Origin of the sequence: Hoylesella buccalis ATCC 35310, from assembly GCF_025151385.1 — a bacterium.
GTDB classification, from domain to species: domain Bacteria; phylum Bacteroidota; class Bacteroidia; order Bacteroidales; family Bacteroidaceae; genus Prevotella; species Prevotella buccalis.
Map to the genome: position 1 here is coordinate 1481003 of NZ_CP102287.1, position 23775 is coordinate 1504777.

The following is a 23775-nucleotide window of genomic DNA, read 5'->3' on the forward strand; positions in this document are numbered from 1 at the left end:
TCCATTGACTGAAATTTGAGAGTTCTATTATTTATTTTATGTTTCATCGCCTGCACGTCAGTTGATGCGCAGAGCTCAGACTCACTCATCGTCCAGACCTTGCGAGAAAAGGGTGTGAGGTTCTCACATGACAACAGTGTGACGCTGTTGATGGACGGACAAGAGAAGTTTGATGACCTATTTTTGGCCATCAAGCAAGCCAAGAGTAGCGTGCATCTGGAGTACTTCAACTTCAGAAATGATTCCATTGCGCGACTGTTATTCGACATCTTGGAAGAGAAAGCGGCTGAGGGTGTGGAGGTAAGAGCTTTGTTTGATGCCTTTGGCAACTCGTCGAACAACCGTCCACTGAAGAAACATCACCTGGACTCGATACGCGCCAAAGGTGTTGAAATCTACAAATTTGACCCCATCACCTTTCCTTGGATCAATCATGTGCTAAGCCGCGACCATCGCAAGATTGTCGTCATTGATGGCGAGGTGGCCTATACGGGTGGCATGAACGTGGCCGACTACTACATCAAAGGCACCCGTCAGGTGGGCAAATGGCACGACATGCACTGTAGAATTGAGGGTTTAGCGGTGAACGAACTGCAACGTATCTTCCTGAAAATGTGGAATAAAACGGCGAAGCAGAACGTGCATGGCGCAAAATATTATAGAGGTCACCGCAACAGGGGGCATATCAAGGGACTCAAGTCGGACACTTGCTGCACCTCAGGCGATAAGATGGTAGGTATCGTGAACCGTGAACCACGCATCAGTAACGAGATGATCAGGGCGTTCTATGTGGGAGCTATCGATGCAGCTCGAGACAGTTTGAAAATCATCAATCCTTACTTTACACTGAATCGGGGTATCAAGAAAGCCCTGAGGAAGGCCATCAAGCGAGGTGTGAAAGTAGAGATTATGCTATCGACCAGCAGCGACATTCCCTTAACACCCGACTGTGGGTTCTACAATGCGCACAAACTGATGAAGCAAGGGGCGAACGTGTGGATGTTTACGGATGGGTTCCACCATACCAAGGTGATTATGGTAGACGGAAAGTTCTGCACGGTAGGGAGTGCCAACCTCAATGCCAGGAGCCTTAATTTCGACTATGAAGAAAACGCTGTGATTGTTGATCGCTGCACTACTCGCCAGCTGGACAAGTTGTTTGATGATGATAAGAAAGATAGTTTTCTGCTCACTCCCAAGAGTTGGGATGAGTTTAGAACGCCTTGGCAGAAGCTGCGTGGATGGTTTGCTCACTTGTTAGCGCCCGTGTTATAAGCATTAACAGCGGCCTAAAAGGTGCCATTGACCTAAAAAACAACCAACGCCAAGAGGTTTCTTGACGCTGCATTGGTGGCTTACACCTTTATATTTTGTTGATATCTACATACCCATGCATCACGGCATAGATGGTGAGAGCCGAAACACTCTTCACCCCCAGCTTGTCCATGATGTTCTTACGATGCGTGATAACCGTTGTCATGCCAATGTTCAATTGGTCAGCTATCTCCTTATTAATATATCCCTGAACAATGAGTGACAACACTTCAATCTCTCGATCAGACAGAATTTTGGTCTTCAGTGTTTTCAGTGTAGACGGGAAACGCTGTCCCCCGCCATGAGCATTTTGTTCCAACATCAACAACGAACGCACCAACTGCTCTTCCGGAACATTGACACAAAGACTATGAAAACCAGAAAGTTGGGTGGAGGGATCAGTGGAAGCAGCCAAGACAATCGTCTTTTTTTGTCGGTCAAGGAAGAACTGACGATGTTCCAACACAATGCTCATCGACACAAAGTAATGGAAAAAAGAGTCTACTGCACATTCGGTCAGCTCTTCAAACGAGCCGAACGTGGTTACGTCCATGACCGGCATCACATTCTGTAAAATCTGCTTCAATCCCAACACAGCCAGCGTGTTGGAATCAATGATGGCCAGTTGAGGACGCCCATTGATAATCTTTCCTTCCGTCATAACAGCCGCAAAGTTAAATATTTTTCCTCATAACCGAAAGAATATGGATTGCAAACATTCGTATCTATCAGCAACTTGCCCTGTACATACGACAAAGATGTCGCCTTGATACATAACTGTTCATGCTGGGAACATATTCTTAATGATGTTCTGGAACGATGGCAAAATAACGGACATCCGATGAGGTAAGGTTTTCCATGTAATGATGGTGTCCCATTGGACAATAATGCACTTGTCCGGCTTGCACTTGTTTTGCCTCTCCGTCATCATGACACGTCAATGTTCCTTCCAAGACATAAACCACCTCACAATTATCAACGTGGGTATGAAGTCCGGTCGAAGCACCCGGCTTGAGTGTGCTCAACATGATTTTGCACTTATCATCCGCAAAGTTGCGCGTAACAAGTGTGCCTTTACCTCCCTTGAAACCTTCTATGGTCTGTTCGTCTAAATCATTGAAATCTATAACCATAATGTTTTTGTATGTTTTAGTTGTACGGCAAAGATAATTAAATAATGACACACCACAAAGAGATGATACCATTTAATCTTCTGCTGAATTTCAAAGCAAAAGAGGGTATGCCGCGAAGCACACCCTCTCAAAATAAATCTTAATCAGGAATCGTTACTTATTACGAATCCATCTCTTGTCCCAGATATTCAATTGTTTTTTCGTCTTGTAAACAGAAGGGATGCAAACAACATTCACCTTACTGTCCTTGGCAGCCTGCACATAATAGTAAATATTCTTACCTTTGTACTTGCCTGTTCGTTGATGGTTCAAGGCAAAAGTGTTTGTGCCATCTGTCAACTCACCTGCACTTTTCACGCCCGAGTACTTCACGTCAATGGTCTTACCCACGGTAGCGTCTTTGATGAGAATATAACGGTTGATGTATTTTCCGTAGTCAGCCGCAAGCTGTGCAAGCGTCACTTCCGTAGGTTTGGGTGCATCACCCTTGGTAACTTTGGCCAATTCGGTTTGCAACGACGTGGCTTCAGGAAGTCCGTTGTACGCATAGCCAGCACCCCACACACGTCCATTGATGACATCACCCACAGCAAGACTTGAATTGCCACTGTAAAGTAGCAAGCCACCTGTTGCGTCCTCGACGAAAATGTTGCTGCCATTCTTGTAGGTTACCTTAGCATCGGTGAGCATAACATCGAAGTTTACCTGCTTATTTCTATCGGTACTGGCTGATATTGCAGATGAAATTCCAGCGATACCGCCTGTGGTGACAGGAGTAGTACCCAGCTGAATGATAGAAACTGTCAACACTGACTCTTCCTTTCCCTTGGTACTCTTGAACGTAAGTGTGCCTTCACGTTTCTTACCTGTCGCGTTCTCAGAAGGGTTGACGGTAAACACCAAGTCACCCTTCTTGTTGACTGTGTAGCCTGGCTCTATCGCCATCCAGTCGACATCCGACTTGAAACTCAATCCTTCGCCTTTCTGTGTGATAGTGATGTTGAACGGTTTGCCTTCCTTGTCGATGGTTTTGTTGGTCTCTTTGCTGAGCAAGAGCGCCTTCTTCACTGAAATAAATGTGGCATCCACAATCTCAACAGTCGACTTATAGGTTGTCCTGGCACCTTCAACAGTGACAAGATCACCAGGAGCGATATTGAACTTCTTCCAGTTATAAGCGCCTGATGCGTCCTTTGTACCATAGATATAGAGCTCGTTGCCCTCACCATCTACCATGTACCAGTTGCCGTATGAGGTGTTAATGATTTTGCCACACAAACCTTTCACGCGGTAGGTTTTGCTGTCAACACCCTTCAATACGTCCTTCACAGTACTTACTGGCGTCGGAGAATCGTCTACCTGAGCAACGATAATGTTCTGATATTTGTCACCGGCTTTTATGCGTATGGTAACCGAACGCGTAGCCGTTGTAGCGCCAACGGTGAAAGAAATGTCAGTAGTTCCTGCGCCACCACTCAGTTGTGACACTTTGATCCAACTGTTTTCCTTGGTTGCCATCTGACTTGTTGGCACGTTGTATTTCACGATACCCTTTTCATCATCCAGCGAATCGGCCTTAACCGGAACCATGAAGTCCATGCTCCAGTCTTCCGTAGCCGTCACGGTAATCTTCTGCGTTCCACCTTTCACGTCGAAAGCCACATAAGAAGAAGATACCTTCAAGTTGCTCAGATAGGTGGGTTCGTTGTCGTCCGAGCAGCCTGTAAACATGGCAATGACTGCGATGAACGATGGAATGATATATTTTAGTTTCATATCCTTTTGTTTTACTGTTAGTTAAATGTATGCTTGACTTTAGTTGAACGTATACTTGATACCCACCGACATGTACCAGCACTGGCCGATAGAATAGCTCGGTGTGAACGTTTCTGTGTTGCCATTGATGGATTTTGGCGTAGAGAACTTAGCCACACCGTCTGTGTCAACACCCTCGTATTTGAGGATACGGGCATCCGAACCGATGGCTGGATTCAAGTATTTGGCCACACCCCACTTTGAGTCAAAGAGGTTGAGCAGGTTCTTAATGTCGAAGCTCAGCTGCAAACCATGCTTTGTCTTCCCTACGTTGAGTTTGAAATCGTGCTTGTAAGCGAAGTCAATGCGATGCACCCAAGGAGAGTAAAGCGCATAAGCCTCGGCATATTCTCCTTGATGTTTGCTCAGATAACCATTTGCATGCACATAGTCCATGAAACGAGTTTTGTCGTCTTCCGATACGAAACGGAATTGCTTGTCGGCCACTTGCTGATCGGTAGGAATGTAGATGGCGTCATAATTGTATCCGTCACCGTTCATATCATTGGTGGTCATGAACGAGTAGTTGGCTCCACCTCTCCATCCTTCATAGAACAAACTATAGTGATTACCGCTCTTGTCGTGGATGGTAGCCGATGCCACCAATCGGTCGGGCGTGTTGTATTGCGAGTTGTGCAACTTGATGTGGTTCGGTCCCTCCACAGTTGGAACGTAGGTGAATGCCGACTCTGCGTTAGAACCTGGCATGCCCGTCACACTCTTAGCCACGTTGTGCGTATAGGCAGCCATCAAGCTAACCCAATCTGCCGGTTGTACATTGGCGGTTAAGTTAGCCGTCCAACCATAGCCGCGACTGGTATTCTCCAAGACAAAAGCCTTGGTGTTTGTACGGAATCCCGTAGGATAAATAGGACGGTTGTCCACACCATTCAATCGAGCGAACCCGCCTACAGAAGGAATACTCCAATCTGAGATGGAGGTTTCGTTAAGCGTCTTGTTGTAAATAAACTCACCCGACAAGGTGAATGGGAACGATACTGGTACTTGATAATCGATAGCCACGGATGCTTTCCATACCTGTGGCAACTTAAAGTTTTCTGACACGGCAGCGATAGCAGATGGAACTGTTCCGTCCTCGGGTTTGATAGTAGAAGGATAGCCCAAAGAAATCAGTTTGTCATAGAGCGCTTTCTGCGTGGCCTTGCCATTGGCATCGGTCACCAGTCCGCCTGCAAAGGTATCCATGTCGAAGCCTCGTTTGGCAGCGTTGGCAGCGTTAATTTGTGCCTGATACTGCACCATACCACCGTTGGTAGGCATGTTGGTGAAGAACACCAGTGGCAAGTTACCGGCAAAGAGGCCCGTACCGCCACGCACCTTGAGCGACTTGTCACCCAAGACATCCCAGGTAAATCCTACACGGGGTGAGAATATCCAGTTGGCTGAAGGCCACTTGCCCGTATCAATGCGGCGCCCATCGTAATCAAGGTCATAGATAGCCTTGTTGGTGATCAGGTCGCTGTTGACGAATGAGAGATTGTCAATGCGCAGACCATAAACCAACTTGAAGTTGTCCATCACCGACCATTCATCCTGTCCGTAAACAGAAATCTTGTTGCTGCGTACACGAGCGGCCGGCGCACTCTCGCCATCGTAGCCGTAAGTGAGGTTCACAATCTCGGGAGCGGCACCATTGATGAAATCGTCCAAACTGCTATAGCGATAGTAGCCTGTACCATTACGCATGTAGGCATTGTCCGCCATCTTGTATTCGTAGGCCAGTCCACCGGTGATTTTATGCTTTCCTGCATAGTAAGTCAGCTCGTCCTTCACGTTCCAAACATCGTTATGAACGGCATTGTTCCATGTAAACAGCTCGTAACCCAACGACAGGTAAGCCTGTCCGCCTTTCAAGATATCGATGAAGGGGAATTCCGATGAATTAGAACTACGCAAGTCGTCCAACTTTGAATAGGTTGCCAACAACTGGTTAGAAAGATTCTCTGTCAAGCGACTGTTCAAGTCGAACGAGAACGAGTGTACCAGGTTGTCCATCGAATACATGGTATTAGCATACGCCATGGAAGCCTGTGACAGACGGCCTTCCGACATACGTGTGCCGCCATCCATAGACGATGCGTTAGGCGAGCGCCAGGTCATGTTCTTGGTGTAGTTGTAACGCAGAGCCAAACGGTGCTGGTCTGTGATATTCCAGTCTAAGCGTGCCAACAGCTTGGTATTGCTGATGTCAGCGGGGAAGCTGGTGTACGAACCGGTGTTGTATCCATATTTCTGGTTCACAAAGTCAGAAACGGTCTGCAAATCCTTGGCTGTTGTACGTGAAATATACTCTTGAACGTTGGCCACACCGTCCTCAGAGGCTCTCCAACGGTTAGCCACCGTAGGAACCTTTTCAGTTTCACCGTTCACGAAGAAGAACAACTTATTCTTGATAATCGGGCCACCCAACGTAAAACCGTAGGTAGTCTTGCGATCTTTCTCGCGCGCACCGGGTATTTGGAATCCTTCGACAGCATCGCCACGCATGTTCTCATTTCTGTGATAAACGTACGCACTGCCCTTGAAAGTATTGGTACCCGACTTGGTAATGGCATTCACACCACCACCGATGAAGTTGGTTTGGCGCACATCGTAGGGGGCAATCACCACCTGCAACTCTTCAATAGCTTCGATGGAGATGGGGTTGCCACCACCGGGAAGAGCCGATGACAAACCAAAGTTGTTGTTGAAGTTGGCACCATCCACGGTGAAGTTGGCCGTACGACCATCCGTTCCGACAAAGCTCATGCCATTGCCTCCATAAGGAGAAAGACGCGTGATGTCGGTGATGCTGCGGCTCACCGTAGGCAGATTCATCATCTGCGAATTGTTGATGTTGGTCGAAGCTCCAGTCTTCTCTTGCGCGAACTTGGAAGCCGTTGCACTGACAACGACCTCGCCCAGCATGGCGGCATCTTCCGAAAGGGTCACGCCAAGGTTATACACCTCACCCAACTGAAGCGTGATATCCTTGTAAGTCTTCGTCTGGTGTCCCACATAGCTCACCGTAACGGCATAAGGACCACCTGTACGCATACCCTGAATGTTAAAACGTCCGTTCACGTTGGTCACTGCCGAATAGGTAGTTCCAGAAGGCTCGTGTACCGCCTGTACGGTCGCACCAATGAGTTCTTCGCCGGTTCCCTCAAGGGTAACCTTACCACTCATTGCGGAAGTTGTAACCTGTGCCATCATTGATGTGCACAAACACATCATCATGGACATCAGAAAAACAATTTTTTTCTGCATTTTTGTGTTAATTTTTAATTAAAAAAGAGGCATGAAAACCTGTTATACTTATTTCACTGCAAAATTAACTAAATATTTTCATATAATCGTTACATATTGGTTACAATTTGGTTATGCATCTATCCGCAGGGGAAATTTTTACCAGTAGAGGCGAAATTTATCACGCCCGTAGAGCCATCCGCGTGTCGGAATGTGCTCAATCACACCCCTACGTATTTCGGAACGTGATGACGAGTGGATGAACCCAGCGAATAATCAGGCCTTACGAATGTAAAATGTTTTGCCTGAAAAACACCCCAAAAACAGGGTTTCAAAACTTGCAAAATAGAAAAAATCAATAGGCTTGCAGGATGCAAAATAGGAGATTGGCAGGGTGGAAAAAACGTATTTTTGAGTAAAAACATAGCGTTGGCCGCCCTATATGCATCCTTTTGGTGGCCAATCTGCATGCCATTGACCCACAAAGGCATACAGATTGACGTGTTAAAGCAATGCTTTTCATCAAAAATCTATATTAAACGCATCTTTAAACACGCATAAAAACGACAAACTACTGAATACCAAGTGATTACAAAAGCAATCCATGCTTGCCGTATTTGCAACGACATTCACCGCCGCTTGCAAACAAGCCAAGGAGCGAAAGCCATGTTGTCAAGAAAATTCAGCATCATGCTACGGCCCTCCTACTCATGAGATCAATCCTTGCTACCATGGCATGAGCAAGCCCACCAATAGCTAGAAATAACATTAAATAGGTACATTTAATGAAGTTTAAATGTTCAACCGCCACAACCATTAGGATATTTCGATAAAAATAAGTACCTTTGCAAGGTTTATTGTACATATTAATTCAATATTCAGATTATCAATCAGTTAGAAGTTTAGGGTATTTAGGATGAGACAATTAAAAATTCAGAAAAGCATTACCAATCGTTCAAGTGAAGCGTTAGACAAATATCTTGTAGAGATAGGCCGCGCACCCCTGATATCAATTGACGAGGAAATAGAACTCGCACAAAAGATTAAGAAGGGCGGACCAGAAGGCGAGAGAGCCAAAGACAAGCTTGTCACTGCCAATTTGCGATTCGTTGTTTCAGTAGCTAAACAATACCAGCATCAAGGACTATCACTGACAGACCTGATTGACGAAGGCAACATTGGGCTGATTAAGGCAGCCCAGAAGTTTGACGAAACACGTGGATTCAAATTCATTTCGTATGCCGTTTGGTGGATTCGCCAAAGCATCTTGCAAGCTATTGCAGAACAGAGCCGCATCGTCAGACTGCCCCTCAACCAGGTGGGATCGCTCAACAAGATTAATCACGAAATCAACAGGTTTGAACAAGAGAACCATCGCCGCCCCTCTATCTCTGAATTGTCGGATGCAACGAACATCGATGAAGACAAAATCAGTCAGAGCATGATGGCCGACGGGCACCATGTGAGTATAGATGCTCCTTTCCAGGACGGCGAAGACAACACCATGCTCGACGTGATGCCTAGTGGTGAAGACAGCAGAACCGACAGGCATGTGGACCACGAGTCGATGGCACAAGAGCTCGATGCGGTGCTCAACAAGGTGCTGAAAGAGCGTGAGATCATCATTATCAAAGAATGCTTCGGCATTGGTCGTCACGAGAAGGGACTGGAAGAAATTGGCGATCAGCTGGGACTGACGCGCGAACGCGTGAGACAAATTCGCGAAAAAAGTATTGCGAAGCTACGCGACAGCGGTAATGCAAAAATCCTGATGAAATATTTAGGATAAGATTTAAGGCTGGTTCTATAAATTACCACCGGACATAGTCATCAAATGTTTATGAAATACGTTTTGTTATCTTTTGGCTTCTTTTTGGTTCAAAATGTAAGTTCGTTCAGTCGTGTAGCTCGCTACACTCCTTCACTCTCTTGCATTTTGACCTCAAAAAAAAAGCTCAAAATCTAACAAAGCTAATTTATAGAACCAGCCTTTATTGGACAAAAAATGTAGCGGCCTCAAGCATATATCCATGCTTGGGGCCGTTTTTATATGGATGGATGTTGGGAAAATGGGTGACGAACCAACCGTCATCACCCTGCGTTAAAAAGGCATCAGGTTTAGACCCGACTACTCATTGGCTACCAAATCTTCCATCACAAAAGCCTCTTTCGCTCCAATGCCATATTGTTGTAACAGGTCGGCATCCATCACAAACACATCGTGTAGCAAGGTGTTGCCGCCCGGCATCGGTCGTTCTTTATTCGTTTCCGACACATATTGCTTGAACAAGTTGATGGCCTCTTCCATATTGGACAGAAACCATTGGCAATAACCGGCATTCAAACAATCGGTTGGCATGCGATGCTGATTGGCCAACAGGCGCGTGTAGATGGGAGCTGCCTGCTGAGGTTTCTGTTGTCGGAGATACCCCCAAGCCAGTGAACGCTGGATGGACAGATTCTCGGGGTGGTCGTAATTCAACTTGAAAAGTAGGCTCATCCCCTCCTCTATCTCGTCATTGTTCATCAGCGACACAGCTAAATTCAGCTGCACATGCTCGTTCGTAGCATCCATTTCCAACAACTTTTTGTTGTATTCGACTGCCTGCTCATAGTCTTCCAGATAAAAACCGGTGAGTGCTTTCCCACGAATGGCCTGCATGTCATCGGCATTCAGCTCCAAAACGTTCGTGTAAGCCATGTCGGCCGACCGATAATCTTTCTCCCGATAATACGCTCTGGCAGCCAGTCGCCAATACTCTATGTCTTCACTATCCACATACGCGCCGAGCAATTGCCACAGCTCTCTGTAGAAATGATGCTTGTAAAGGAACTTTCCTACTTCCGTCATCCTATCCTTCAAGGGCGACTCACGAAAATAAGGGCACATCACGAAGAACGCACTGTTCTCCATAGCACTCGTATCAAACGGATTGTGAAAATCGTTTTTGTTGTGGTAGATGCGATAAAAACGGTACAAATCCTGCAAATACATTCGCCTGATGTAGGCAGAACTGTTTTTCTCTTCCATGCTGACCGAGGTGCCGAGGATGTCTTGACTGTTGAGCATTTCGCGCATGTTTTGAGGTATTTTGTCAATGATTGACGACAGTGCCAGCGCAAAAGAATATTTATCCGAGTCGCAGAATGGGCCACTCTCGAGCAACAACTGCATGAATTTGTTGCCACCCAGTTTGTCGTTCACCTGCCTGAGTTCAGGATGATCTTCGTAGAAAGGTACGAACCAGTTGCTCAATGTTGTGAAGAACGCGAACCGTTTCATTTGTGAGAAGCCGCCAAAATAAATATCCGACCCAGCCTTCTGCATATTCATCATTTGGTTGAAGTTGCGTTCCATCTCCTCCATGGCCTTGTCTGCTGCCCCCGGGTTGAGCATTTCATCCACCTCATCTTCTTCTTTTTCCACGATGCCCGCACGCGAAATGCTGATGTTACTGCCTTTCATGAGGTTGGGAATGATGTCTTTTTGCAGCTTCTCGTTATCGGCATCGGCGTTCATACAGTAGAACATTTGCATTTGCAACTCCACCAATTCACGGCAGGTTTGCTCATTCTGACACAAGGTATTGATGGTCTGTTGTATCTCGGGATAGATATCTCCCTCGTTTTCCGGCAACGACAGCACGATGCCTACCAACGCCCGTTGCCTGAGATGTGGATCGGTTGCATGGCAATAGACCTGCACCAGCGTTTGAAACTGATGGATGTCGAACAGCTGGATGGCCGACAACATCACGCCACTCAGCAACAATTGGGCGTCAATGGCGTCGATGGTGGGCGACAAAAGCAGTTCTTGGGCGAACTTAGCCGTGCTTTCATTCCATTGCGGAGACACCAGCAAGGCGTTGAAAAGCTTTTTGACATATTGCTGATGTCGGTCGTAAAGTTCCTGCTTTTTGGCCTTCTGCGCATCCTGAGGCTCGAGCGAAAGCAACGCTATATCCTGCACGAACGCCTCCAATCGTTTCTTAATCACGTCAAAATCGGCATCCAGCGACTGCACGTCCATATAGGCTGCTTGGTACGAAGGGTTCTCGTTGAGGAACACAGCCAACTGCACGTCGGCGTTCAGGACATACAGTGTTTTCAACAAACGGTCGTAAACTTCCTCAAACTGGGGGTCATTGAGGCCCTTACGCATGTAAGACTTCATGAGTTCGTAATCGCTTTCGATACGACTGATGCGTGCGTTAAAAGCGTGAAGTTCATACTCGTGGATAAAAGTACGAAGGCTTTTCAAGGCCTCGCCTACGTTCTGTTCGGATGTAATGACATTCCTTATCTGCTGTAATTCGCTATCTGAGTATTCCAAAATACAATCTATGTTAATGATAAACTACGTCCAACGGCTATTTTACATAGCGTTGAGCTTTTTCAATATCTTTGGGGTCGGGCTTAGAAAGGTGGTTGAATTTCAGTTTAGGCAAGGCGTTCACCGTTCTTTGATCGGTGTTGCAATACGAACATATCAACGAGGAAAAGTGCTGAACGCCATGCTTGTTGATAGAATCTACAGCCATGTTGTACGCACTGTTGAACGCTTTGAGCTGCGCGGTGCGATGCTGTCCCTTGATGGAATCGGTGCGAAAGGCCAACACACCCAATCGAGTGCCCGTCTTTTCGCTCTCCGTCATCACCTGATGATGATACAGTCGCGCGGTTGTTGCCTGCGGCTCAGTCAGCCACATGGCATCCATCTCGTTGTTGAGTAACATGTGCAAACGTACATGCACATCATTAATCTGTACCTTATAGACCCTGGATTTGGTTTTCACCCCTTTGAGACTCTCGTCGGTGAGGTAGTCGGTGCCCGAAAAACGGGTCATGGCTACCATCTTATCACCCAACTGATTGAGCTTCTTCAAGCGCGCCGTTTTGTTGCTGATGAGCTGCCATTGCAGATTGGTGGCACTGAGATAATCCAGCTTGAGACCCTTTCGTTTCAGCCGTTCCATGCGCACAAGGTCGGACATGATGCCCTCTACGCTGCCACCGACAATGGCTGTGTCGGCATCCATCTGCGCCGTAAAGGGCTTAAGCCTGACATCTACATGCAGCGTATCAAACAGTCGCAGCTCTTGGGCCACATACAATGGAAGGCAATCGAGCGTTGGTAGCACGGCAATCTTCAACGCCTCGGCATTCTCCTGACGCAACTTTTCACGTTGAGCCTTCGTCACTTGTTGGCGCTCTGCTGTAGACTGTTGGCAAGCAACCAGCGAGATGAGCAGCACGGCTAAAAGCAATAACTTTTTCATACCTTGCAAAATTAAACATTAATTTTGATTCTCAGAAAATTATTATTACTTTTGTCTATCAACAATTCCACCACCATGGCAAAAGAAAAGATAGCTTATGTGTGTTCTAATTGCGGTCAGGATTCACCCAAATGGATGGGCAAATGCCCCAATTGCGGGCAATGGAACACCTTCAAAGAGATACGCATCGGCTCTGATACGTCGCAATCAACGGCCCGTTCGGTCGTCAATGCCTTCAAAGGCAACACGGACAAGAACAAACCTTTGCGCCTGAAAGACATCTCAACGCTTGACGAACCGCGCATCGACATGCACGATGACGAGCTGAACCGCGTGCTGGGAGGCGGACTTGTTTCTGGCTCCATCACCCTATTGGGAGGCGAGCCGGGCATCGGAAAGAGTACGCTGACGCTGCAAACCATCCTCCAAATGACAGACAAGCGGGTGCTTTACGTCAGCGGAGAGGAGAGTGCACACCAACTGAAGATGCGTGCTGAAAGACTGTCCAATGCCGAAAGTGACCATGTGGTCATCCTGTGCGAAACCTCTCTGGAACTGATTTTCGAGCAAATCAAGACCGTCAAGCCGGAACTGGTGGTGATAGACTCCATCCAAACCATTGCAACAGAACATGTGGAAAGCTCGCCAGGCAGCATCTCTCAGGTAAGAGAATGCGCCGCTCTGTTGCTTCATTTTGCCAAAAACAGCGGCATTCCCGTCATCTTAATCGGGCACATCAACAAAGAAGGTACATTGGCAGGCCCCAAAATTCTTGAGCACATCGTGGACACCGTCATTCAGTTTGAGGGCGACCAACATTACATATACCGCATCTTGCGCGCCATCAAAAACCGCTTCGGCAGCACGTCGGAACTGGGAATCTATGAAATGCAGCAAGACGGACTTAGGCAAGTGAGCAATCCATCCGAACTGTTGCTCACGCAAGATCACGACGGACTGAGCGGCATCGCCATCTCATCGGCCATCGAAGGCGTTCGTCCGTTCCTGTTGGAGACGCAGGCTCTCGTCTCTTCTGCTGCCTACGGAACGCCACAACGATCGGCCACAGGCTTTGACCAGCGTAGGTTGAACATGCTTTTGGCCGTGTTGGAAAAGCGGGTGGGCTTTAAACTCATGCAGAAAGACGTGTTTCTCAACATCGCCGGTGGGCTGCGCGTCACCGATTTAGCCATGGACTTGAGCGTCATCGCAGCGGTCTTGTCCAGCAACGTGGACACACCCATCGAGAGCGGATGGTGCATGGCTGGTGAGGTTGGCCTCAGTGGAGAGGTGCGTCCCGTCAGCAGAATAGAGCAGCGTATCGCTGAAGCCGAGAAGTTGGGATTCACCCATCTCATCCTGCCAAAATACAATTTGCAGGGAATCAATCCACAACGATACCAGATAACCCTCCATCCCGTACGCAAAGTTGAGGAAGCCCTCCGTGCCCTGTTCGGATAATTACCGCCACTGACAGGCACGGACAGAAGGCCGATTCATGCGTCATTCTCTTGGAAGGTATGGCAATTAGAAGGGCATACCCACGGCGAAATGGAAGGTGAAGTCGCGGCCAAAGTTAGGATGAAGCACGGCGAAATGCTCGCGTTGTGTTTCATAAGCTGGATTGATGGCTTTCATACCCATGTCAAACCGCAGGATAAAAAAGTCGAAGTTCAGGCGCAATCCCAGTCCGTAGGCCACGGCTATCTGCTTATAAAACTCATGTAACTTGAATTGACCGCCTGGTTGTTCCTCATATTGTCGCAACGTCCAAATGTTTCCGGCATCCACAAAAGCCGCTCCATGGAACTTCCAAAACAACTTGGTGCGGTACTCTATGTTCATATCCAGCTTCATGTCACCCGTTTGGTTGATGAAGTCAATGCGCCCATCGGTGCCGCGAAAGCTGCCCGGCCCCAACTCTCTGACACTCCATCCCCTCACCGAGTTGGCTCCACCCGAGAAGTATCGCTTCTCAAAAGGCAAGATTTTCGAGTTGCCATACGGATAAGCAAGTCCCAAATCTATGTGCAACGCAAGCGAGTTGTGCGTATCAAAAGTAATCAAACGGGTATAGTCAAAGTCGCCTTTGATATACTGTGCGTAGGCCGTATTAAATAAGGTGTACTGTCCTTGCGCGTTTTTACGGAAGGACAGCACTTTAGAAAAGCCCTTCAAAATGTTGCCGGCCGTCTCGATGTTGGCGATCATGGCATGACGACCATTATTGAATCTCAAACCGAAACCCATCTTCATGACCAGCAAATTCTCATAGTTGTATCGCAAGATAGCATTCCTACTGCTGACATCGTCCAGGTAATCGCGCTTGAACGTATCAGAAATCCAAGGCATATAAACATAGTTGAGATCAATCAAGTCCATGCGATAGGACGAATATCGCTTCGGTTCGTTCCATCGATATCTAAACGCTGCGGACAAAACCCTACGATGAAATTCCGGGCGATTCTGCAAGTTGTAACTGAAAGACAACTCCGACGATGCCGTACTACGCCGCTGAAATGCGCTGGATAGGAAAGGAGCCAGCAAGCGGGGAAATTGCAATTTAGCCTCAGCGTTGTACTCCTGATAATCCTGGTCGTTATATCCTTCCAAGCCTGTAATAGCCTCAAAGGCACCTCTTAGCTGCACCCGCAGCACCTCACTGCCACGAAAAAGGTTTCTGTTCTCGTAGGTCAGCGACACGGCTGCTCCCAGATCACCGGCCGTGTTGGTGCCTTCGGGCTGGAAAGACAGCGTGTGAGGCTTGTTGTGGCTCAGTTGTATGTCACAATCCAAGAGCGTGGTGTCGGGCAATTCCTTAAACTTGATGTTAGTGTATCTCACAGCTTGCAACCGTGCAAAGTTGTTGTATGTCGTTTGCAGATGAGCGGCCGAGAAGGGTTCTCCCGCCTTGATGGCCGTATTGTATTCAAGTATTTTGGGACGCAGATGGATTCCCGACTCCTCACTGGAAGAGAATTTCACGTCACGAATGAAATAACGTGGGTGATTGGTCTCAGGTGCGTCACTGTTGGCTCGGTATTTCAACAGTCTGACCACCAGGTTGATGTCGGTATTGTTGCGTGCCGAGTCGGCCTCAAAGACGATAAAATCCTTGTGAAATTTATAAAAACCGCTGTCCAACAGCAGCTTGGTTATTCGGTTACGCTCTTCGTCCAGGCGTTCCACTGTGAAGCGCGAGCCGCTCTGAAGACTGCGAATAGCATGCTGAGGCTTGTCCAAAGCCAGTATTCGTTTGATGCGTTCGTCCGCAATGTCATATCTCACACGGTTGATACGATAAGGTTCTCCCGGATGAAGCGTGTAGATGGCTTTCAGCTTTTTGCCTTTTATTTTTGTCTGCAAGTCTACGTCCGCATGCATGTATCCGGCGTTTTGCAGAGCCTTCTTCAGGTCGTTCATCGACTGGTTAGCCTGCACGGTATCAAACAGCACCGGCTCTTCACCAATCTTTCGCAAGGTACGGTTCACCCATTTCGTGGTATCTCGCCCCGAAAGAGAATAGGTTCCTAACGGAATGTTGAACAAAGAGAACCATTTGGAGTTGGCTTTCTGTCGGATATAAGGCTCCAACGAGGCAGCATCGAAGCCTTTCTGATCAGACTTGATTTCAACCTCTTGCAACAGATACTCGTTCTCCGGGATGAATTTACTCGATGAGCAACCAACCAGGAACAGCAACGTCAGAAAAAAAATCGATAATTTTACTTTCCTCAAAATGCACCTGTTTAATGATGAAAACCACAATGACACAGAACGCTGTTGAATGCTCACGCAACTGGCTCTTCTGTGTATATCATTGCAAAGGTAAGGAAAAAGATGCTAAATAAGCGGTTGAAGAATCAAGAATTTACTATCTTTGTGCTTGGCTTCAACATTCCAAAGCACATCAAAACGAAGAGGATGATTAGTAAAGCAAAACTCAAATACATCAACGCGCTGCAAACAAAGAAGGGACGTTTGGCCCATGGCACGTTCGTTGCCGAGGGTCCTAAGGTGATTCACGACCTGCTGTCGTCGTTCCAACCCGAACTCATCGTGGCCACAGAGCAATGGCTCGAACGGCACGAAGACGAGATTTTGAAGAGCAACCAGGGTGACAGACGACCGCAAATCATCGCGGTATCGCCCGACGAGCTGCAAAAAATCAGTCTATTGCAGCACCCGCAAGAGGTGTTGGCCGTATTCGAACAACGCCACATGCCCGCTCACATCGACCCAACCCATGAGCTTGTGTTGGCCTTAGATGGCATTCAAGACCCGGGCAACTTAGGCACCATCATCCGCATTGCCGACTGGTTTGGCATCAGGAACGTGATTTGTAGCGAAGACACGGCAGATGTGTACAACCCAAAAGTGGTTCAGGCCACCATGGGAAGCATCGCACACGTCGACGTCACCTACCTGAATCTCTGTGAATTTGTGGATGCGCTGTCGCCGTCAACCCCTGTCTATGGCACTTTGCTCGATGGTGAGGACATCTATCAACAGACGCTCACCGAGACCGGAATCATCATCATGGGGAACGAAGGCAACGGCATCTCGAAAGACCTGCGCGCACGCGTCAACCATCCGCTGCTCATCCCCAACTTCTCCACCTTGCCCAACAAGGCCGAGAGCCTCAACGTGGCCATTGCCACGGCCATAGCGTGCAGCGAATTTAAAAGAAGAACAAAAACAACGTAAGGGCGGTTCTATAAATTAGCTTTGACAGATTGCGAGGCTATTTTTGTGGTCAATTTGTTTGTGAATGAAGGAGTATAGCGAGCTATACGACTGAACGAACAAGCAAATTGAACCAAAAAGAGACCGCAAGATGACAAAACGTAAACCGTCAAACATAAATAAAACTTTACGGTGGTAATTTATAGAACCACCCACAAATCAATCAAACGAATATGGAAAACGATCTCTATAAAAACAGAAGCATATCGGGTTGCATCAAGGCCGGATACCTTCTTTTCTGCTCTAACGTCATGACCATCCTGCGTAAAAACTGGCTGTCGCTGCTAGTGTTCTCCGTCATTGGGGGCGCATACCTGGCCTTCGGCCTCACCAATGCCATGCACACGATGGGCAACAGCTTACCCACGGTCAAGTTGGTCACGTTCGGTTTGCTCAACGTACTGCTGCTCTGTGCGTCGGTATGGTACATGGCTCGCACCACCACCCTGCTCAACGAGAACGGCTTTGCCTGCAACCTCAAGCGCAATGCCAAACTGCAGTTGGCCTATGTGGTTGTCATGGGCATCGTTTCCCTGCTGCTACTTGCTGCGACGCTCTCCATTTCTGATTGGCAAAAACCCGCACCAGCGGCTGTCGGCACGGCCGGAATGGGCTTGCAGGCATGGCTCGTTCCGGTGGCCTGGCTCATCATTCTCATCGCCATGGCACCCTTTGCCTATTCTTCCATGAGATATATTCAGGAGAAAGAGGCCAAGTTCAAAACGCATGTGCTGGGTGGTTATCGAACCGGACTGCGCCGCATTGGGTTCATCGTTTCCACCTTTTTCTTATATGGAATCGTCATTTTTTTCCTCACGCTCATTCTCCTCATGCCGGTTTACATTCTGCTCATGGCCAGCACTCTGTCACAAATGGGCATGCAGAGTGGTGACCCAAACACCCTTCCAACCTACTTCCCCGTGCTTACCTACGGCACCTGCATCCTCATCTACTTTATTTGCGCCGCCTTCCTGACGGTTGGCATCTACGTCAACTACTATGTGTATGGGGCGATAGAAGCCCGCAGACAAGCACAATCCAACAGGAAAGCCATCCAGACAGAAGCGGCCGAAGCATAAAACAGGGATGGGCATTGGCGAACAAGTACGATGACACAGACAAAAACTGTTACATTCTGAAAACCAAGTACTTAATCCTTTCACAACGAAAGCCATTCAGCCCGTCATCCAATTGCATTGAGTTTGGCCGCCAATAACATTGAGTTTGATTGCCAATAGCAATGAGTTTGGCCGCCAATGGCAATGAGTTTGAAAATAATGCGTTTTTGGGTAAGAAAAGTGTAGGGGCGTGATTCATCACGCTCCGTCAAACCGTACGGTCTTGATTTGACAATCGCAAAGGGGCGGAACGTGATAAATCACGCCCCTACGGCAACCCATTATGCCACGTTCAGAGCTTGAAGCGATGCTTGTGCTTGGCCCTGGAAGGTTTCTGGAGACTGTAAAATCCGATGCCACCCTTGGCCACACCTCTGTATTGCGCATAGCGGGCACGGATTTTGTTGACATAGTCAACCGTCTCTGAACCACGCATATAGCCATGCTTGACGATGGGGTCACGATAGTAACGTGGGTCAGACAACTTCAAAATATATTCTGAAACGTGATTCCAACTATGCGGATTGCCACCATTTTTCCGAGTCAACGCCATCGCATCGCGCACATGATAAGAGCCACCATTGTAGCTGGCCAGCACGAAATACTGGCGTTCTTGTACGTTTCTCACATCCTGAAAATGGGTACTTAGCTCTTGCAAATACTTGGCTGCGGCCGCTATGTTTTGCTCCGGATTATGGATGTCGGCTAACGAAAGTCCCAGATGCGCCGCCGTTCCGGGCATAATTTGCATCAATCCCAGTGCACCGGCCCACGAACGGGCTTGCGGGTCAAAGGTAGACTCTTGATAACATTGAGCCGCCATCAAGCGCCAATCCCATCTGGCCATGGGTGCATACTGCTGAAAATAATGGTCGTAATGGGAGATGACACCCTGCGAACGGTTCAACATGGGTGAATAAACGTGACGCGTGACGCTGCGGGTGGACAGCAAGAACGATTCTCGTTGCTTGACTTGAGCAATGAGTTTCGGACTGAACCATTTGTTCAGCGTGTCGGCAAGCGCCTCATTGTCTTTCCTTACCGCCCACTGTGTTTTCAACGAATCGGCCGAAGGCCCCGAGTACAGCAAGCGTTTATCGGTTATGGGCAGCGGAAAAGCGATGATGTCACCGTCACCTTGCTCGAGCCTGTTGACCATCTCCGTGGTGTCCTTGCACAATTCCACTCGCAAGGAAACGCCCAACTGTCGGGCAAACTGCTCACACAGCAAATACTGTAATCCCATGCCACGCCCACGATAGTCGTAATAAGTCTCGGGGCCATTGATGGTCAGCATAATCAATTCGCCATTTCCGATGATGTCATCCAGCGAGAAACCCTTGCTCACATTCGTCGTATCGGTGCCCAAAGTGGTGCCCCAAGGCGTGCGTACCTGTGTCTTTTCATTCTCGCATCCACAGAGCATCAACAACAACAGGAAGATGAACAAATGGCATGTCAATGGAACAGGAAAGTAATTTTGACACTTTTGCATTGGGCAAATGTACGACATTTCTTGCACATCTCCCCACATCTTATTATATTTGCATAACATTTTTAAGAACAAATAAGAAATGCCATGTGAACAATTCACACCACATGACACGCTATTTCGGCACCTTTACCCTTTAAATCGATGACATGATGAGAACCCTGGAACAACTGGTTAGACCCAATATTTGGACGTTAACGCCCCTTGGCAGCACCCAGTGCGAACATGGTGGCAGTGAGGCAAACATCTTTTTAGATGCCAACGAAAATCCATACAACAAACCGCTCAACCGATATCCCGACCCACTGCAAAGGGAATTGAAAGAAAAGCTGAGCCAAATTAAGCAAGTGCCGGCCGGAAACATCTTCCTGAGTAACGGATGTGATGAAGCCATCGACTTGGTTTACCGCATTTTCTGCGAGCCAAAGCAAGACAACGTTGTTGCCATCGAACCAACATACGGCATGTACAAAGTGTGTGCAGACATCAACAACACGGTCTACAAACCCGTGCTGCTGGATGAGTGTTTCCAGCTGTCGGCCAACAAATTGCTGGCTGCATGCGATGCGTCAACAAAGGTGATTTGGCTGTGCAGCCCCAACAACCCCACGGGCAACGACCTTCATAGGGACGCCATCACGGAAATCGTCCAACGGTTTGACGGCATCGTAGTGTTGGACGAAGCCTACAGTGACTTCTCTACCCAGAAATCATTCCGCACCGAACTCGCCTCCTACCCCAACCTCATCATACTCAACACCATGAGTCTGGCGTGGGGATGTGCGGGCATCCGACTGGGGATGGCATTCGCAAGCGAAGAAATCGTCAACCTATTTAATAAGGTGAAACAGCCATACAACATCAGTTCGCTCACGCAAGAGCAAGCACTCAAGTCGCTGCAAGGCACCTTTGAGGTAGAAAAATGGGTTACCACCCTGCTGCAAGAAAGGCGAAGAATGGTGCAGGCCTTTGCCGTACTGCCACAGTGCGTGAAGGTGTACCCTACTGCGGCCAACTTCTTTCTGGCCAAGATGAAAGATGCCCACGGCACCTATCAATACCTGTTGGACAAAGGTATTGTGGTATGCCACAGTAGCCAGGTGACACTATGCCATGATTGTCTGCGGGTGACCATTGGCACGAAGACCGAAAACAACGAGCTGTTGGCGGCTCTGCGACAATGCTGAAACAACGTGCGGCAACGCAATAATCAACCAACTATTGCGTTATCAGACCAATGATGAAATTGAGAACCGTTGTAATCAATCTGCTGCTGCTATGCGCAATGGCAGCACAAGCCCAATCATTCACCCTGCAAGGAAGAGTGGTTGACGAGCAACTCAATCCCGTGGAGCTGGCCACCGTGTCGTGTCTGCAACAGGGCAAAGCCACCGTGACCTCACTCAAAGGCGAGTTCAGCATGCAACTGATGTCGGCCGACTCGGTAGTTATCAGGTTTTCCATGATTGGCTACAAAACCAAGCAGCGCGTGCTGCGCCATCCGCGAGGTAAACAAACGTTGCAGATCGTGTTGAACAGCGACGACCAGACGTTGGGCGAAGTGAAGGTGATGGGCGAGAAAATTCAGACTGGACAAACGCAGAACCTGAAGACAGAGCATGCCAAAACCTTGCCTTCGGTGACGGGCAACGGCGTGGAAGAGCTCATACAGTCGCAAGCCGGCGTGTCCTCGCACAACGAACTGTCATCACAATACAACGTTAGAGGGGGTGCCTTTGACGAGAACAGCGTGTACATCAACAACATAGAGATATACAGACCTTTCTTGGTAAGGTCGGGACAACAAGAAGGATTGTCGGTCATCAATCCCGACATGGTGGAGAAAATTGGTTTTTCAACCGGCGGATTCGAGGCCAAATACGGTGACAAGATGTCGTCGGCCCTCGACATCACCTACCGACAACCCAAACCATTTGAGGCCAACGTGTCTGCCAGTTTGTTGGGAGCCAGCGCGTTCGTAGGCTTCAGAACCAAAACGGTGGCATGGAGCAACGGCCTGAGATACAAGACCAACAAATATCTGTTGGGGTCGTTGGAAACAGATGGAGAATACAAACCCGATTTCTTAGACTACCAAACTTACCTGGTTTATACGCCGAACAAGCGTTGGAAACTGTCGTTCATCGGCAACCTATCGGACAATCACTACACGTTTACGCCAAAAAACAGGGAAACGGCTTTCGGTACCTTGCAAAACGTTAAGTCGTTCAAAGTATATTTTGATGGGCATGAAAAGGATCGGTTCAATACCTATTTCGGCTCCATCGACTTAACACGCAACTTCGGTGACTCCACGTCAGTGTCACTCTTAGCCTCGGCTTTCTCGACCAACGAAAGTGAAAAATATGACATCCAGGGACAATACTGGCTCACACAAACCGAGACAAGTGAGAACTTGGGCGTTGGAACCTACTTTCAACATGCGCGCAACTACTTGAAAGCCCATGTGGAGAACGTGAAGTTGATGGCTAAACACACATCCAAACAACATCAGGTGGAAGGCGGATTGACATTCAAGTTTGAACACATTCAAGAGCAAGCTGCTGAATATGAGATGCGGGATTCAAGCGGCTACAGCATCCCACACACGGGAAAAGACCTGTACATGATTTACTCTCTGCGTGCCAAAAACGAACTGAACGCCCGGCGCATCGAGGCTTATCTGCAAGACACCTATCGGTTTAGCAACCGCAACGGCAACACACACTACACCTTGAACTATGGGGTGCGCATGAGTAAATGGAGCTTCAACAAAGAATTGGTGGTGAGTCCGCGTGCCTCATTGGGCATCATACCTGCCTTTAACGAGAACATGACCTTTCGCTTGGCAGCCGGATTGTACTATCAAACGCCTTTTTACAAAGAGATAAGAGATACCACAACCGTCAACGGAACGACGTACGCAAGACTTAACGAGAAGGCGAAGAGCCAACGTTCCATCCACCTCATCACCGCCATGGACTACCGGTTCAGGATGAACAGGCGGCCATTCAAGTTCACTGCCGAAGCCTACTTCAAGGCGTTGGGCAACCTGGTGCCATACAGTGTGAACAACGTCAAGGTGGTATATTATGGCGATAACATGAGTTCGGGACATGCCTTGGGACTGGATTTGAAGCTGTATGGCGAGTTTGTGCCTGGAACTGATTCGTGGATAAGTCTCTCCGTGATGGACACGAAGATGAAACTCAATGGCAAGACCATTCCCATGCCTACCGATCAGCGGTACGCCGTGAACCTGTTCTTCACCGATTACTTCCCCGGAACCGACCGATGGAAGATGTCATTGAAGCTGGCTTTTGCCGACGGTCTTCCCTTTGCAGCCCCGCACCGCGAATTGGAACGCAACTCATTTCGCGCACCTGCATACAGACGAGTGGACTTAGGGATGAGTTACCGACTGCTGAACAATGACGATCGTCGTTCTAAATCTGTCTTCAAGAACATTTGGTTGGGCATTGACGCGCTGAACCTCTTCGGCATCAGTAACGTCAATTCATATTATTGGATTACGGATGTGACGAACCAACAATACGCCGTTCCCAATTATCTGACCGGCAGATTGTTCAACGGAAAGATTATACTCGAATTCTAACAGGTGCTATCAC

The 23775-nt window shown here is 48.1% G+C and carries 15 protein-coding genes; 7 read left to right on the plus strand and 8 right to left on the minus strand.

Annotation, left to right across the window (positions count from 1 at the left end):
* Window positions 1-15: 15 nt before the first annotated feature.
* Window positions 16-1275: a phospholipase D-like domain-containing protein gene (locus NQ518_RS06335; RefSeq protein WP_227960407.1), complete on the plus strand. Its 1260-nt coding sequence runs from the start codon at window positions 16-18 to the stop codon at window positions 1273-1275.
* A gap of 88 nt (window positions 1276-1363) precedes the next feature.
* Here NQ518_RS06335 and NQ518_RS06340 read toward each other — a convergent pair whose 3' ends face one another.
* The 4 genes from NQ518_RS06340 to NQ518_RS06355 all read right to left on the minus strand — a co-directional run bounded on the left by NQ518_RS06340 (window position 1364) and on the right by NQ518_RS06355 (window position 7532).
* Complete coding sequence (locus tag NQ518_RS06340) at window positions 1364-1975, minus strand: response regulator transcription factor (RefSeq protein ID WP_227960405.1); 612 nt, start codon at window positions 1973-1975, stop codon at window positions 1364-1366.
* 139 nt (window positions 1976-2114) lie between these two features.
* Complete coding sequence (locus tag NQ518_RS06345; RefSeq protein WP_227206930.1) at window positions 2115-2447, minus strand: cupin domain-containing protein; 333 nt, start codon at window positions 2445-2447, stop codon at window positions 2115-2117.
* 153 nt (window positions 2448-2600) lie between these two features.
* Entirely contained in the window at window positions 2601-4223 is a 1623-nt protein-coding gene (locus NQ518_RS06350) for a BACON domain-containing protein (RefSeq protein WP_227960403.1), read from the minus strand.
* A 39-nt stretch (window positions 4224-4262) separates the two neighbouring features.
* Window positions 4263-7532: a TonB-dependent receptor gene (locus NQ518_RS06355; RefSeq protein WP_227960401.1), complete on the minus strand. Its 3270-nt coding sequence runs from the start codon at window positions 7530-7532 to the stop codon at window positions 4263-4265.
* Window positions 7533-8427: 895 nt separating this feature from the next.
* Between NQ518_RS06355 and NQ518_RS06360 the strand changes: the two genes are divergently transcribed.
* The gene (locus NQ518_RS06360; RefSeq protein ID WP_004348071.1) at window positions 8428-9300 is read left to right on the plus strand and encodes a sigma-70 family RNA polymerase sigma factor; all 873 of its coding nucleotides are present in this window, start codon (window positions 8428-8430) and stop codon (window positions 9298-9300) included.
* 339 nt (window positions 9301-9639) lie between these two features.
* Here the strand turns inward: NQ518_RS06360 and NQ518_RS06365 are convergent, their stop codons facing one another.
* A complete protein-coding gene (locus tag NQ518_RS06365; protein WP_227960399.1) occupies window positions 9640-11844 on the minus strand; it encodes a tetratricopeptide repeat protein in 2205 nt (734 codons plus the stop codon).
* Between the two features lie 37 nt (window positions 11845-11881).
* On the minus strand, window positions 11882-12790 hold the full coding sequence (locus NQ518_RS06370) for an ABC transporter substrate-binding protein (protein WP_227960397.1): 909 nt from the start codon (window positions 12788-12790) through the stop codon (window positions 11882-11884).
* A 75-nt stretch (window positions 12791-12865) separates the two neighbouring features.
* On the opposite strand from NQ518_RS06370, the gene radA reads away from it, so the two are divergent.
* Complete coding sequence (radA, locus tag NQ518_RS06375; RefSeq protein ID WP_227960395.1) at window positions 12866-14251, plus strand: DNA repair protein RadA; 1386 nt, start codon at window positions 12866-12868, stop codon at window positions 14249-14251.
* Window positions 14252-14317: 66 nt separating this feature from the next.
* Here radA and tamL read toward each other — a convergent pair whose 3' ends face one another.
* Window positions 14318-16528: a translocation and assembly module lipoprotein TamL gene (tamL, locus tag NQ518_RS06380; RefSeq protein ID WP_227960393.1), complete on the minus strand. Its 2211-nt coding sequence runs from the start codon at window positions 16526-16528 to the stop codon at window positions 14318-14320.
* 186 nt (window positions 16529-16714) lie between these two features.
* Between tamL and NQ518_RS06385 the strand changes: the two genes are divergently transcribed.
* Entirely contained in the window at window positions 16715-17497 is a 783-nt protein-coding gene (locus tag NQ518_RS06385; protein ID WP_227960391.1) for a TrmH family RNA methyltransferase, read from the plus strand.
* Between the two features lie 212 nt (window positions 17498-17709).
* Complete coding sequence (locus NQ518_RS06390; protein ID WP_227207829.1) at window positions 17710-18615, plus strand: hypothetical protein; 906 nt, start codon at window positions 17710-17712, stop codon at window positions 18613-18615.
* 331 nt (window positions 18616-18946) lie between these two features.
* Here the strand turns inward: NQ518_RS06390 and NQ518_RS06395 are convergent, their stop codons facing one another.
* The gene (locus tag NQ518_RS06395) at window positions 18947-20149 is read right to left on the minus strand and encodes an MltF family protein (RefSeq protein WP_227207827.1); all 1203 of its coding nucleotides are present in this window, start codon (window positions 20147-20149) and stop codon (window positions 18947-18949) included.
* Window positions 20150-20298: 149 nt separating this feature from the next.
* Here NQ518_RS06395 and hisC point away from each other — a divergent pair, with 149 nt between their 5' ends.
* Both hisC and NQ518_RS06405 read left to right on the plus strand, forming a co-directional pair.
* The gene (gene hisC / locus NQ518_RS06400; RefSeq protein ID WP_227207848.1) at window positions 20299-21333 is read left to right on the plus strand and encodes a histidinol-phosphate transaminase; all 1035 of its coding nucleotides are present in this window, start codon (window positions 20299-20301) and stop codon (window positions 21331-21333) included.
* Between the two features lie 53 nt (window positions 21334-21386).
* Window positions 21387-23762 carry a TonB-dependent receptor gene (locus tag NQ518_RS06405; protein WP_227962415.1) on the plus strand — a complete coding sequence of 792 codons (2376 nt, stop codon included), beginning with the start codon at window positions 21387-21389 and terminating at the stop codon, window positions 23760-23762.
* Window positions 23763-23775: the final 13 nt, after the last annotated feature.

Excerpts from the sequence above, each read along its gene's own strand:
- NQ518_RS06340 (WP_227960405.1), bottom strand. The coding sequence starts at position 1,975 with ATGACGGAAGGAAAGATTATCAATGGGCGTCCTCAACTGGCCATCATT.
- NQ518_RS06345 (WP_227206930.1), bottom strand. The coding sequence starts at position 2,447 with ATGGTTATAGATTTCAATGATTTAGACGAACAGACCATAGAAGGTTTC.
- NQ518_RS06350 (WP_227960403.1), bottom strand. The coding sequence starts at position 4,223 with ATGAAACTAAAATATATCATTCCATCGTTCATCGCAGTCATTGCCATG.
- NQ518_RS06355 (WP_227960401.1), bottom strand. The coding sequence starts at position 7,532 with ATGCAGAAAAAAATTGTTTTTCTGATGTCCATGATGATGTGTTTGTGC.
- NQ518_RS06360 (WP_004348071.1), top strand. The coding sequence starts at position 8,428 with ATGAGACAATTAAAAATTCAGAAAAGCATTACCAATCGTTCAAGTGAA.
- NQ518_RS06370 (WP_227960397.1), bottom strand. The coding sequence starts at position 12,790 with ATGAAAAAGTTATTGCTTTTAGCCGTGCTGCTCATCTCGCTGGTTGCT.
- radA (WP_227960395.1), top strand. The coding sequence starts at position 12,866 with ATGGCAAAAGAAAAGATAGCTTATGTGTGTTCTAATTGCGGTCAGGAT.
- NQ518_RS06385 (WP_227960391.1), top strand. The coding sequence starts at position 16,715 with ATGATTAGTAAAGCAAAACTCAAATACATCAACGCGCTGCAAACAAAG.
- NQ518_RS06390 (WP_227207829.1), top strand. The coding sequence starts at position 17,710 with ATGGAAAACGATCTCTATAAAAACAGAAGCATATCGGGTTGCATCAAG.
- NQ518_RS06395 (WP_227207827.1), bottom strand. The coding sequence starts at position 20,149 with ATGCAAAAGTGTCAAAATTACTTTCCTGTTCCATTGACATGCCATTTG.
- hisC (WP_227207848.1), top strand. The coding sequence starts at position 20,299 with ATGAGAACCCTGGAACAACTGGTTAGACCCAATATTTGGACGTTAACG.
- NQ518_RS06405 (WP_227962415.1), top strand. The coding sequence starts at position 21,387 with ATGAAATTGAGAACCGTTGTAATCAATCTGCTGCTGCTATGCGCAATG.